General features: G+C 63.2%; 9 protein-coding genes and 1 pseudogene. 6 read left to right on the top strand and 4 right to left on the bottom strand.

Annotated elements, in window-relative coordinates:
- Positions 1-36: 36 nt before the first annotated feature.
- The 3 genes from ACH438_RS45445 to ACH438_RS45435 form a co-directional block, all read right to left on the bottom strand.
- Positions 37-774 carry a cobalt-precorrin-6A reductase gene (locus ACH438_RS45445; RefSeq protein ID WP_397017453.1) on the bottom strand — a complete coding sequence of 246 codons (738 nt, stop codon included), beginning with the start codon at positions 772-774 and terminating at the stop codon, positions 37-39.
- Positions 771-1346: a hypothetical protein gene (locus tag ACH438_RS45440; RefSeq protein ID WP_397017405.1), complete on the bottom strand. Its 576-nt coding sequence runs from the start codon at positions 1344-1346 to the stop codon at positions 771-773. The genes ACH438_RS45445 and ACH438_RS45440 overlap by 4 nt, the downstream gene beginning before the upstream one ends.
- 239 nt (positions 1347-1585) lie before the next feature.
- The gene (locus tag ACH438_RS45435; protein ID WP_397017403.1) at positions 1586-2395 is read right to left on the bottom strand and encodes a BTAD domain-containing putative transcriptional regulator; all 810 of its coding nucleotides are present in this window, start codon (positions 2393-2395) and stop codon (positions 1586-1588) included.
- 1407 nt (positions 2396-3802) lie between these two features.
- On the opposite strand from ACH438_RS45435, the gene ACH438_RS45430 reads away from it, so the two are divergent.
- The 6 genes from ACH438_RS45430 to ACH438_RS45405 are packed head-to-tail and all read left to right on the top strand — an operon-like array spanning position 3803 to position 11488.
- Positions 3803-6439, top strand: coding sequence for a tetratricopeptide repeat protein (locus ACH438_RS45430; RefSeq protein WP_397017401.1), 2637 nt, complete (start codon positions 3803-3805; stop codon positions 6437-6439).
- 53 nt (positions 6440-6492) lie between these two features.
- Positions 6493-7371: a PLP-dependent cysteine synthase family protein gene (locus ACH438_RS45425; protein WP_397017399.1), complete on the top strand. Its 879-nt coding sequence runs from the start codon at positions 6493-6495 to the stop codon at positions 7369-7371.
- The gene (locus ACH438_RS45420) at positions 7364-8107 is read left to right on the top strand and encodes a serine O-acetyltransferase (RefSeq protein WP_397017397.1); all 744 of its coding nucleotides are present in this window, start codon (positions 7364-7366) and stop codon (positions 8105-8107) included. The genes ACH438_RS45425 and ACH438_RS45420 overlap by 8 nt, the downstream gene beginning before the upstream one ends.
- Complete coding sequence (locus ACH438_RS45415) at positions 8107-9273, top strand: aminotransferase class I/II-fold pyridoxal phosphate-dependent enzyme (RefSeq protein ID WP_397017395.1); 1167 nt, start codon at positions 8107-8109, stop codon at positions 9271-9273. The genes ACH438_RS45420 and ACH438_RS45415 overlap by 1 nt, the downstream gene beginning before the upstream one ends.
- A gap of 27 nt (positions 9274-9300) precedes the next feature.
- Positions 9301-9996, top strand: coding sequence for an aspartate/glutamate racemase family protein (locus tag ACH438_RS45410; RefSeq protein ID WP_397017393.1), 696 nt, complete (start codon positions 9301-9303; stop codon positions 9994-9996).
- 28 nt (positions 9997-10024) lie between these two features.
- On the top strand, positions 10025-11488 hold the full coding sequence (locus ACH438_RS45405) for a hypothetical protein (RefSeq protein ID WP_397017390.1): 1464 nt from the start codon (positions 10025-10027) through the stop codon (positions 11486-11488).
- 418 nt (positions 11489-11906) lie between these two features.
- Here the strand turns inward: ACH438_RS45405 and ACH438_RS45400 are convergent.
- Positions 11907-13201 (bottom strand): annotated as a pseudogene (locus ACH438_RS45400) (IS4 family transposase); the annotation flags it as partial.
- Positions 13202-13716: the final 515 nt, after the last annotated feature.

Genomic DNA, 13716 nt, shown 5'->3' with positions numbered 1-13716 from the left:
CGTTAACTGCACCGGAGACCCGGCGCGCGTCCGGATTCAGCGCAGGCGTTGCAACCAATCCCAGGCTGCCGCGACCGTTTCCACCTGACGAGCAGCTTCCGGCAGCGTCGGTCGCTCGATCACCACCACCGGCAACCCCAGCCCGCGAGCGGCCTCCAGCTTGGCCTCGGTCAGCGCTCCCCCGCTGTCCTTGGTCACCAGCACGTCGATGCGCCGATCGGCCAGCAGCTCCGATTCCTCGGCCACGCTGAAAGGTCCACGCGCCAATAGCAGTTCATACCGTGCCGGCACCGCGCCCTCGGGCGGATCGATCGCCCGGATCAGAAACCACCGTTCCGACTCCGCGAAGGCGGACACTCCCTGCCGACCGATGGTCAGGAAAACCCGCTCACCCGCGGCAGTCTCGATCGCGGCCACCGCAGTGGTCAGGTCCGGCACCCGAATCCAGTCGTCCCCCGACTGCTCGGTCCAGCCCGGACGGCGCAGATGCAGCACCGGCAACCCCAGACTCGCTGCCGCAGCGGCAGCATTGGCGGTCATACCGCCCGCAAACGGGTGAGTGGCGTCGATGACGGCCTGAATCCCATTGCCGGCCAGCCATTCCCGCAGCCCCGCCACACCCCCGAATCCCCCCACGCGAACCTCTCCTACCGGAAGGACAGGATCGCGCACGCGCCCGGCGAGCGAGGAAACGATCTCGAATCCCCGCTCACCGGAAGCGATGCCGGCCAGTTCCCGGGCTTCCCGGGTCCCGCCGAGTATCAGCGTTTTCAGGGCTGACCACTGAAGTAGGCCGAGCCCGAATCGATCAGCGGCTGTCCACCGGCGATCAGCAGGCCGATCAGCGCACCGATGGGCGCCCCGATCCCCAGGAAGAAGAACCCGATGATGCCGCCGATGACCGCACCCAGCGCGGCATGCTGCAGCTCGCTGAAGAACCAGCCCTGCGAGTCGATGTCCTGCGCGGAAGCCAGCGGCGCCGACACCGAGGTCAGCGTCAGCTTGCTGCCGTCGTTGTCGATGGCCGCGGTGAGCCCGTACTGCTTACCCGCCAGTGCACCGTTGAGCGGCACCTGGGTGACGACATCTCCGGCCTGGTTCTTCAGCAGCACGGTCTTACCCGTCGCATCCAGGCTGAACTGCCCACCGGTCACCTGCGTGACGAAGCCGTTCGCATCATTCACAGCCACGGTGTAATCGACCCCGTGATCGGTGCCCTGCACCGTCGGAGCAGCCGACTGCACAGCCGGAGCCGCATCGACAGGCGCCGCATACCCGGTGCCCGCCGCAATGCCGGTCGCCGCGGCAGCAACGAATGCAGTGGCCACGAACTTGGTGTACTTCATAGAACTCCCAATTCAGTTAGAACGGACCCGACAACACTCAGGTCACCGCCGGTCACCCTACCGTTGACCAACACACGTTTCATTCTGAATCCCCCGCTCTCGGTCCGGATTCCCACCCAACCCGACTCCCCCACCGCCCGAATGGCCCAAATGCGCATCCACACACCATTCCCCACCTGCGGTGTCCTCCCTGCGACACGGGCGACAATCGAGAATGGCGTCGGTTGCGAAGCCACAGCTCACTCGTGACTGCGCACCAGGCGATCGCGCACGATCAGATCCGGGTCCTGATTCAGCATCCGCTGTTCGATCGCCCGCAGCCGTGGCCCCGGCTCGACCCCGATATCGGTGGTCAGCAATGCACGCACCCGGCGCAGTTCGGTCAGCGCTTGAACTTGGCGACCACTGCGATACAGACCCAATGCCAGCAACTCCCAGCGCCTTTCGCGGTAGGGCGCGGCATCGACCGCGGCGTGTAGCGCGGCAACCGTGGTCGCGAGCTCTCCACGCGCCAGCCGCGCAGCCTGCAGTTCCTCGATCGCGACATCGCGGAGTTCGTTGAGCTCGAGGCGAATCGAGGTGAGCGGGCCCATCTCCTCGAATTCACTCCAGGGTTCGCCGCGCCATAACGCAAGTGCTGCACCGAAATCCTGTACGGCCTGGTCGTATCTGCCGGCGGCCAGTCCGGCCAGTCCCGCGTACACCCCCGCGGTGAACCGGCCGTAATCGGTTGCCTCCGCCGGGATCGCCAGCGCGTACCCGCCTGTGGTGCGGTGCAGAGCATCTCGTCCCGCGGGACCGAGCACACTACGAATTCGCCACACCACCACCCGCAGGGCCTCCAGCGGGGCCCGCGGTGGCTCGTCCCAAACCTGCTCGATGAGGCGATCATCCGACAGCGCCCGCCCATTCACGGCCACCAACGCCCCCATCACCCGCCGCGAAATCGCGCCGCCGACATTGACCGGACTACCATCCACCGCCACTTCGAGCGGCCCGAGGACACGGCAACTCAGACCGGACCGCGGCCAGAAATCGGCGGCGCTCACCGTCTCGCTACCCGGCAGCCCGCGCCCAGAATCGATCGCATGTCGTCCACCCTCACGAACCTATAGTTCACTATATAGTGAACTATAGGAACGATGATCGGCATGTCAACGTTGAAATGGCCGCACGACACAGTGCACCCATCACACACCGATCCAGTCCAACCGCGGCGAGATCACCGCCGTGGCGCCATCACGCCCAGCGACGTCGAATGCCTCGCCCACAACCCAACATTCACCGTCCCCGGCTTCGTTCCCTCCTGCGACCGCAGCGTCGGCGGGATACCCACGGTGATGGCCACACTCACACGGACGCGGCGCCGACCCGTACCAACGAGTGCTTCCTGAACCACCTTGGACAAGACACCGACATCAGCAACGGCCAGGCCTTCGGCCGAAACCTGCTGCAATGCATCGCCTATGGCACCGGATCCGACCCGCAAAGCACGGGCGTCTGAGGTTCGGAGAAGGCCGCCACCCGGAACCCGGACCTTACGACGTCCGCCTAAGTCCGACGTCTTACGCAGCCCGAGGAGGTCGCGACATTCGCGCTCTCCTTACTAACCAGGCTCATGCGTCCGTGAGATCGGCCCAGGTCACAACAGAACCCGACGAGCCGGGGTTGAAAGTCCCCGCCCAAGCATGAGCATCCGACGGTCCCGCCGCGCCATCGACATCTATTTGGAGCGCAGGCGCGCGATGTTGTAGCGACCGTCGTGTTGGCTGCGCGAAGCGACGCCACAGACCCAGCGCCGATGAACGGCTTCCAAAGCGCGACGCATCCCATACCCGGGACACCGACGAAGCCGACCTCACCAGGCGTACCCTCCAACTCCCCACCGGGACGGGCTTACCCCGCAGAGGTGCGCCAACTCGCCAAGAGCAGCAGAACAATCCGACACCAGAAGCCATCGACCCCTTCCATCGGTGCGCTTTTCACGTCATCTGCAGCGCTGATGGCGACTACTGCACGGGGTGGTTACACCGGAGTCGACTTGCCCGCCTGGCCGACGGGGCTGCTGGACTTGTTCACCTTCAACCCAGCGAACGCCGAATTAAGAGAGATCTCTGGATGGTGGCTTTATCCGTTCTCGATCGAATAGTGCCAGATCCGAGACATATCGAAAACCGACCACTTGCAATTTTCGAGCATCAGCGAATCATGATGCGCTACTAGAATATTCAGATTGCATATTTCGGGATCGCGAACTTGCCCAAACAGCTTTTTCAAGATCGGCTTTGCGTCGAGGGGGGTTGATTAACGGATATGTTGTGCCAGCAGATCTCCTAGCATTGGGGTGGTTCGAGCGAACGTTCAAGGCGGGGGATCTGAGAATATTGAGGCGACATCATCGGGGGCTGGACAGGATCCACCCTCGGGCTCTTGCCTTGGCGGGATCGGCAGCGCTAGTGGTCGCGGTGCCCGCCATCCTTACGGCGGCACATGTCGACGCGCCTTTCGTACTGGGCGGTTCTGTTGCTGCGGCGGCGGTATGCGCTCTGTTCGCGGGATTCTGGCGTGACGATCTGGTGGATTTGCTCAAGAGGGATCGCACCGAGGAGCTGGCAGTCCGAAACGGTTGTCTGCGCACCGGGAAGGGTATGCCACTGGTTCGCCATGTCACCGACCCGACGCTACTGGGAGTCCACCGTGCGCGGCGTATCGTGACCTCCGATGGACGGCAAAGCGATCAGCCGCCATATGTCCCGCGCGATATCGACACCCATTTGCGTGAGTTGCTGGCGCGGCCGGGATTCATTCTGATCGTTGGAGATTCCACGGCCGGCAAGTCGCGTACCGCCTTCGAGGCCATTGCTGCCGCGCTGCCCGATCATCTACTCTTCGCGGTGCAAGAGCGCCGGGTGCTCGAGCACGCAGTATCGAGGATGACCGATCTGAGTCGGTGTGTTTTATTTCTGGACGACCTCGAGAAGTTCCTCGGCGACGGCGGACTGACCTACAGCATGATTGGCCAACTACTCAACGATGCCGGCAGAGAGCGTTTCGTCGTCGCCACGATCCGACTGGTCGAGTTGGCCAATTACGAAGAAACCGACCCCGGCGTCCGTACGGTCAGTGGTGAAGCCCTCGCGACGATCGCCGCCGCAACCCGAATACCGTTGGCACGCATGTTCTCCGATACGGAGGAGAGTCGGGCCCGCACGCGGGCGCACACCGACGTCCGACTCGCTGACGCGGTGGAACATGTCGCATCGTTCGGTATCGCCGAGTATCTGGCCGCAGGTCCGGAGCTGATGCAAAAGTGGCAGGGTTCGCGGGAAGGCGGGGACCATGTCCGAGGCGCGTCCTTGGTGTCGGCGGCGGTCGAGTGCCGACGCGCCGGGATGATCCAGCCTCTGGCTCGAACCTTTCTCGTCGAACTGTCGAAGTCCATGCTCCCGACCCGCGGAGGAATTCGTGTCGCCGGTGAATCCCTCGACTGCGCGTGGACGTGGGCCACCGTAGCGCAGGCGACCACGGCACTGTTGCGTCCGGCGGACGATTCCGAAGACGCACCGGTGATCGTGTTCGACTACGTCGTCGACGAGGTGACGCGTGCCGCAGAAAAACCGGTCTCCGACACGGTACTGCGCGCATGCCTGGACACCGCAGACAGCGCGGAGGCGATGCGAATCGGTGCCACAGCACGGCTGCACGCCAGCTATCTGATCGCGCTCGAAGCTTTCGACAAAGCCCGAGAAGCCTATGCCGCTGAGATGGGAACCGACAGCGAAGCGGCGTTGGCCGCGTGGGGTCACCACGCGGCGACATTGCGCGCGATGGGCAGGTTCGCCGAGGCCGAGACCGAGCACGCAGCCGTTCTCGCGGCTCGGTTGCGCACCCTCGGCCCGGACAACTCGGCGACTCTCGCCAGTCGCAACAATCTGGCGTTGTTACTTCATGAACTCGGTCGCCTCGGAGAGGCCGAGGCCGAGCATCGAATCGTCCATGAGGTGCGTGCCCGTCTGCTGGGCGCCGACCATCCCGCCACCTTGACCAACCGGAACAATCTGGCATTGGTACTGCACGATCTCGGCCGCTTCGCCGAGGCCGAGGCCGAGCACTGCGCAGTGCTGCGCACCTATGACCGGGTGCTGGGTGAGGCCATTGCAGGCCGAGGAGACCACACGATCAACATCGCTGCGGTGCTCGCCTCACTGGGCCGGCTCGAAGACGCCGAAACCGAGCATCGTGCGGTGCTGGACACCAGTACCAGGGTCTACGGACCAGACCATCCCGATGCGTTGACAAGCAACGGTAGTCCCACATTGGTGCTCCACGCGCATGAGCGGCTCGGCGAGGCGGTCGAGTTGCACCAGTCGGTGTTCGACCGATATCGAGAGGTACTGGGTTCCGACCATCCAACGACATTGACCGCTTTGTCGAACCTGGCAGTTGTGTTGCACGCGCGGGGAAAAGTGGACCAAGCCGAAGCGGCACATCGAGCCAGTGTGGAGGGGTTCGGTCGGATACTGGGCGAGAATCACCCGTCCACGTTGACGTGCAAGTCCAATCACGCTGTGGTCCTCCAGGCACTGGGACAGGTCCGCGAGGCCGAGAACGAACACCGCAGTGTCGTCACAGGTTTCGAGCAGACATTGGGTTCGGCTCATCCGTCCACGTTGACCAGCCGCAACTACCTGGCGTCGATGCTGTTCTCGCTGGGGCGCTTTCAGCAGGCCGAATCCGAGCAGGAGCAAGTCCTCGCGGGATTCATCGCCACGTTCGGACCCGATCACCCTTCGACACTCACCAGCCGTGGCAATTTGGCGGTTACTCGTGCGGCACTCGGCCGTCGCGAGGAAGCACTGATCCAGCAGCAAGTAGTCGCAGCGGGATTCACGCGCCTGCGAGGCCCCGAGCATCCCTCCACTTTGACCGCACGTTCGAATGTCGCTGTCGCACTGTATGCGGTCGGGCGTCGTAACGAGGCGATAGTCGAGGGTCGGGCCGTGTTGGAGGGATTCACATGCCTGCTGGGTCCTGATCATCCCACAACCGTTCGAGCGCGCAGGATCCTCGAATCGCTGGAGGTACCAAGATGATCGAATCCCGAGCCGCTGTCACGGATTGTGGGCGCACACCTGGACTGTATCCGGTGACTCCGCTGGTGGAAAGGCCGGACAAGATCTTCCTCAAGTGCGAGTTCCTGCATCCGGGCCGCAGCCACAAGGCACGAGTTGCCGCTCATCTCATCGATGATGCCGAACAGCGCGGTCTCGTCCATCCGTCAGGCAACCTCAGCCTGCTCGAACGAACGGGAGGCAATCTGGGAATCGGATTGGCGATCGAGGCCCGAGCTCGCGGCTATCGACTGACATTGGTGGTCGACCGAACATATTCGGCGGCAAAGCGAGATCTTGCGCGCCGACTGGGCGCGGTGGTACTCGAGCGGGAGGAATACTTTCCCCACTGTGCGGACAACGGCGCGGCGATCGCGGTTCTGTTGTCGCGAGAAGGCGATCGATACCACTACCTGAATCAATTTGCGAACCCCGCTAATCCTCGAGCCCATGAGCACGACACGGGGCCGGAGATCGCCGAGCAACTCGCCTCTGCGGGCGTGGATACGGTCGGTAGCGTCGCTCTCGTGTGCGGTACCGGTACCGGCGCGACAATGCGTGGAGTCAGTACCGTTTTGCGCGCCCGGTTCGCTGAGGTAACGACCATCGGTGTACAACCACCTGAGTGCGACCTGTCGGCAGGGGCCTTTGGTCCACATCCCATGCAGGGGATCGCGGTCGGTGAGCCCGCACCGTTCTTCCCTGCCGCCGAGCTCGATGACATCGTCCCCGTCACCGAGGCCGATCTCGAGAGCGCCCGCGCCGAGTTGCTGGCCCAGTTGCGTTTCGATGTCGGGCCCAGCAGCCTGGCGAACTACGCCGCCGCGTGCCGCTATCGCACAGCGCGGATATCAGCCGACCCGAATCAAGTTGTCGTGACAGTTCTTTTCGATCGAGGTGAGGACTATGTCTGAACCGGCTACGGTCGAAAGCCAAATCCTGCGCGACATCGAGGAGCTGGTGAGTTCGGTCGCCGATCTGGTAGAGCTCGCGAGAATAGAAGAATCTACAGTGCTGACGCATGCACAACCTGTGACAGCGACGATCGCTTCCGACCTCGCCGCGCTCGCAGCCCGCGACCCTGCCGCTCATGGTGACCAATGGTATTGCTACCTCAGCAATCTCAGTTTCCGGGCGCTGTTCACCTACCGGGTCGCACACACGTTGTACGTCCTGCATCTGCAGCGCCCACCTCAATCCCGGTCCGAGCTCCCAGCAGCGGTTACCGGAGGTCTGTCGTGCGCAGCACGGGTATTGTCCGAGCGCGCGAAGGCACGTACGGGTGTCGAGATCCATCCGGCGGCGGTCATCGGTGATCGTATGGTGATCGATCACGGCTGGGGGACCGTGATCGGAGAGCAGGCCCAAATCGGCGACGACTGTTACTTCCTTCAGAACGTGGTTCTTGGAGGTCGTGCCATCGGCCTCGGGTTGTCCGCGACCGAACGTCGCCATCCGAGCATCGGTGACCGCGTGGTGATCGCCGGCAACGCCTATGTACTCGGACCGGTCTCGATCGGCGATGATTGCCGTATCGATGCTGGTGCCCGAATAACCAGTGATGTCCCTGCGGGAAGCAGGGTCCGGGTGCGAGCGATCCAACAGGTACTGCAGCCGGTCGGCTCAAGCACCGCAGTCAGGTCGCTGTGATGGAACTCGAGCTGAACGCGCTGAGCGAGTCCGTGTTGCGGCGCCGCCACAGCCTCAAATGGAGCCGGGCCAGGGCCGACCGAATTCCGATGGATGTCGCCGAAGCAGACTTCGCGATCGCCGAACCTATCCGGATGGTTCTCGACTCGGCGGTTGCGAGTTCGGATTTGGGCTATCCGGACTTCGATTCACCTCGTGGTGGTCCTGCCCTGCTTGCCAACGTTTTTGCTACACGCCTCTCGACTCGATATGGCGTCGCCGTGGATCCCGCACGAGTGGAGATCTGTGCGCAGATCATGCAAGCCCTGTCTTGCGTGCTGCTGGCGTTCAGTGAACCAGGTGATTACGTGCTGACACATCGGCCGACCTATCCTCCTATTCTGGACATCATCGTGGCGCTGGGCCGCCGGCCCGTCCTCATCGATGCCCTGTCCGCCGGTGACCGGACCATGAGTGTCCTGGACAGGCCGGATCTGCCGTTTCCGATACGGGTGGTCGTGTTGTGCCAGCCGCATAATCCCACCGGCCGAATCTTCGATGCCGCCGAGCTCGAGTCGATCGCCGAGCTCGCTGAACGACATGACGCTGTGATCTTCGCTGACGAAATCCACCAGGACCTCGTCTACGACGTCCCGCATCGCTCGATCGCCGCGATCATGCAAGCTCGAGCGAGGACGATCCTGTTTACCTCGGCCGGGAAGAGCTTCAATATCGCAGGATTGCGGTGCGCAGTAGGCCATTTCGGCAGCGACCTGCTCCAAGCGCGGTTTCAGGCGCTGCCCTGGCATCTGCGCAGCGGGGCGAGCGTGCTCGGTATCGAGGCCACCATCGCCGCTTGGTCTCGGTGCGATTCATGGCTCGATCAATTCCGTGACTTACTGCACCGAAATCGCGACTTGATCGTAGGAACGCTGAACGATTGTCCGGAAAGCGGCCTTTCGGTGGTAACTCCCGAGTCGACGTACTTCGCGTGGATCAACGGCGGAGACACCACGGGGCGCCGCAGAGTTATCGATCAGGCAACCTGCGCGACTCAGCCTGGTAGCTTGTTCGGCGAAGTGTTCTCCGGGCATTTTCGCCTGAACTTCGCGACCTCGACCGAGCGTGTGTTGTTCGCTCTGTGCGAGTTGGTCAGCCTGTCAACTGCACCCGCCACATTCAAGTAATACCCGAAAAAGGAGTGGAACGGACGTATGCGAACCATCGGTTTGATCGGTGGAATGAGTTGGGAATCCACGGCGATCTACTACCAAGAGCTCAACCGACGAGTCCGCGATCGACTCGGAGGACTGCACTCGGTGTCGTGTCTGCTGTCCTCGGTCGACTTCGCCGAGGTGGAAAGCATGCAGCAGCACGGTGAGTGGGATCGCGCAGGTACGTTCCTGGCGCAACACGCTCAGCGCTTGCAAGACGGTGGGGCAGAGTGCGTGGTGCTGTGCACCAATACCATGCACCGAGTTTTCGACGAGATCTCCGCCGCGGTCGAGGTTCCCGTTCTGCACATCGCCGATGGCACGGCCGCGGCCTTGAGCACGGCGCAGGTCGCAACCGTAGGCCTTTTGGGAACACGCTACACGATGGAGCAGCAGTTCTATCGGTCCCGGTTGGAAGACAAGGGATTCCACGTGGTGGTGCCCGATGAACCCGATCGCACCATCGTGCACGACATCATCTACAACGAATTGTGCCTGGGAAAGGTCCTCGATCATTCCCGAGCGCTCTACATCGATATCGTGCGAGCACTTGCTGACCGCGGCGCAGAGGCGGTCATCCTCGGATGTACAGAGATCGGCCTGTTGTTGGATAACAGCAATTGTCCGCTGCCGGTGTTCGATACGACACTGTTGCACGTGGAGGCAGCGCTTGACTGGGCACTCGCCTCGCGGTGAGTCGCAACGGTTCGAGACGCTCGACCGCTTGGATCGCATCCTCGAGAGCTGTCCGCCGCGACGGGTGAGAGTGGTTTGCGCCTCGCAAGAGTTCTCAGCGCGCGAGATGGCGCACGGTAGCGGTCGTTGGCTGTCGGGCAGTCGTGCGGTATGGGAGTCACTGTCTGTCGGCGCCCGCCCCGACCTCGTTGTCATCCAGCTTCAGGCCCCACCCTTGGGCGAGCATGTCCTCGATTTTCTGTTCGGATGCCTGCCCTCACGTCGCGAGGACGTGAGGGATCGGCATGCTCTAGTCGATGTCGCAGATGATCGGCCGATGCACCTGAGCGAGAAGGTCGCGACCGACACCGAGCTGATCGAACGCATAGCGAGAACCATTCGCGTTGCGCGCCGCAGCGGTCACGTGATCGAGGGCCTGTCCTGTTATGCATCCAGCATCTCGATGGCGAGATTGGCCCGTCTATGGGACATCCCACTACTGGACACCTGCCCCGAATTGCTGGTATGGGGAACGAAATCCGGTGCCCGGCAACTGTTTCGAGCGGCGAACATCCCACACCTCGAAGGCTCCTACCATGTGTCACGAGGTGTGGATGACCTCGTACAGACTTTGGCTCGATTGACCAGAAGACTGGATTCGCCGGCGTGGATGGTGAAGCTGGATCACGGATTCGGCAGCGGACACGGCAATTCCGTCGTCGATACCCGAACGCTTGGGAAACCGATCACAGCAAAGACCCTCGCTCAGGCCTCGTGCCCGTGCAGTGAACGAACGACCACCACAGAGTTTCTGGATCTGGTTGAACAGTACGGGTGCATCGTCGAGCGACGGATCGAGGCCGCCCCCGGCTCGGCGTTGGCCTGGCCGAGTGCACTCGCCTATTTGTCGAGATCGAGCCACGATGCTCCGGTGCAGGTCGAGTTCCTGGGTGTCCATGACCAATTGATCGGTTCGACCGGGGAGTTCCACGCGTGCCGATATCCGGCGGACGGCCGATACCGCCAGCAAGTAATCAGCTTGTCGGGCAAGCTCTTTGCCCGGTTAGCTCAGCTGGGAGTAACCGGTCATGCGGGAGTCGATTTCATCGCAGAACCTGCAGTAGGGCGACTATGGGCGGTCGAGATCAATCTTCGACAGACGGGGACAACACATCCGCACCGCACCGCTCGCGCATGTATTCGTGGCGCATGGCGTGCGGACGGGACAGCAGCATATTCCAACGGCGGCGAGGTTCATTACAAGGCCACCGACGCCATCAGCTCACCACACTACGTCGGAATCGGTTCTGCAGAGCTGATCAGCGCCTTGCAGAGCGCACCGACGGTCGCCTTCGACCCCGCGACAGGAACCGGCACGATCCCCCACCTCTGGTCCACACTCGCACCACACGGCAAGATCGGTGCCACATTCTTCTCAACCTCGATCGAGGGTTGCGACCAGTTGGAGACTGCGTTCGTTCAGCTTCTCGAAACATTGGCCACAGGCCGTTAGGTAGCACAACTCAGCCCTCTCGCACTGCGCGCGAGCGGCATCGAGTGCTGGCTCGGTCATCGTTGCTCGGCTCGTTCGTCCAGTTCCCCGCCCGCTATCGCCTCAATCTGGCTCTGCCGCAGGTATTCTCAACGAGCACCGCCACGGCGGTATCGGCCTGCATACCCCGGCATCGGTCCACGACGGCACCGCCGTCGAGATTCGGGCCCGCCGCGGTCAGGTCCTGGCCGCGGCCTACGCCGCCAACCCGGGCCGGTTCCGCGCCGAACCGACCCCGCCCGCGCTCCCCGAAACCGTCTGGATCAACCCGCCTCCGAAGGAGAATGCCGACACAGAACAGGCAGCCTGACCTGTCTCACGGGGTTTGACAGATTCCGGCTTGGCTCTTCATGGGTCGGTTGACGGTGAGCGCGGTCCCGTACCGGGACATGGGGCATTTGACCTTGCGAGCGCTGATGCGCGGACGACGGGCAGGTAGAAGATTGCCCAAAACCGCTCTGGTGATTGCATTTACAGGTGAGTCGTTGCCGGTGATGTTTGGTTGCGGTGACGATCTGATTGATGGCGGCGGTCAAGGCCACGGTGAAGCTTGCCCGGTCGGGGTCGGTTCCCGGCGCGGTTTCCACGGCGTCGCACAGCGCGCGGCGCAGTCTTTGGTAGATCGTGAGCGCGGCCCACATCTCCTGCTCGAGCCCGACAGGATCGGTCGAGCGCAGCACCCGTCCGTGAAACATGTTGTGACGCAGCGCGAAGAATGCCGATTCGATCTCCCATCGCGCGTGGTAGAGGCGGGCGATCTGGACCGCTGGATCGGTGTGATGGTCAAGCAGGGTGGTGATGATCCGGTGGCGGTCACCCACGGCGGATCCGTCGGCGCAGGTGGCAGTGATCTGGATGTCGATGGTGCGGAAGCGGAAGCCGTTGATCCTGGTCAGCACCGATCCGTCGGGGCAGGGTGGCCCATACGGCCGGTCGCCGGCGGGAGCTGAGCCGGATCACGAGCCGGGCGCCGGTGGCAGCGACACGGGTGCGGATGTCGTCGCCGCCGAAATTGCGGTCGGCGAGCAACAGCATCGTGTCGTCCAGCAGAGGCACCAAAGTGGCGGCGTAGTCGGTCTCGCTACGCTTGATCGAGCCGAAGACCGCACCGAGCAGGCCGCGAGTTCCGTTCTCGCACAAGGTCAGGACCCGCAGATGCGGATAGCCCTCGACACCACCCCGGTGGCGAGTGAACTTGCCCAGCCACAAGTGGACCCGCGGGTGGTCGGGAGCCTGCAGCGAGCCGCAGCCGTCGAAAGCCACAGTGCGCCAACGCCGATAGCACACACCCGGGGTTGCCGGTTGCGCCAACGGGCCGGCCACGACCTCGAACAGCGCCTTCAACGGTGCCGCTCCCAAACGTCGGCGAAGATCGCGTAGTCCCTTCTCCGAAGGCGTGCGAAGACGCAGCGATCCCAGCCCGGCGGTCAGCTTGTCCCAGACCCGCTCATAGCCCAGCGCCGGGAAAACAGCCAGTGCTAGAACGAAATACACCCCGACGCGCGAGGGCGGCAGGCGGGTACGGCGTTGGATCGTCCGGGTCCGGTCGAGAACGTCGTCGATCAACTCGAACGGCAGGTACTGGGTCAGCTCACCGAGGTGACCGGGCGCGAAGATTCCCCCGGCAACGGTAATGGTGCGGGTGAGCGTCGTAGTGACAGACTGGGAGGACAACGGGACCTCTCGGATGCAGGAAGACCTTGGACGGCTTCTCTGCAATAGCAGAGGTCCCGTTGCCTTACCTCCCCGGCACCCGTCTTCGGAAACACCCGAGTTGACGTGCCTCCCAACGGCTTAGCTACGCGGCATTGCCAGTACACCACGTTGATCGCCGGGCCGGGCGAGGCTGGAAACGAGGCTGTTGCGGTTGCCCTGCGCGACACCGCTTCCGGTTCGCGGGTTGGGCCCGCGATCATCGCTGGGCAGATCAGGCGCAACGCGCCGCACCGAAAAAGGCTGTGGCCCAGTAGACGCCGTCAGGAGCCGGTGGGATGGCCGACGTCTCGCTCGTTGCCCGACGCCGCCACACACGGTGTCTTCACCCAATTCCGGAATCAGGAAATCGTGGCCTCCGCCGCCGGCGATCATCTCACGTTGAGCGACGTAGGAACGGGAGAAGTTCTCACAGTCCTCGGTGGCCAACCCAGCGGGGCCTGATTCTTGAGTTCCGTTGTGGCAGACGGCAGAAC

The sequence above is a fragment of the Nocardia sp. NPDC020380 genome (assembly GCF_044386975.1).
GTDB lineage: Bacteria > Actinomycetota > Actinomycetes > Mycobacteriales > Mycobacteriaceae > Nocardia.
The sequence above is the reverse complement of the archived record's forward strand: the minus strand, read 5'-3'. Positions and strand labels throughout refer to the sequence as shown.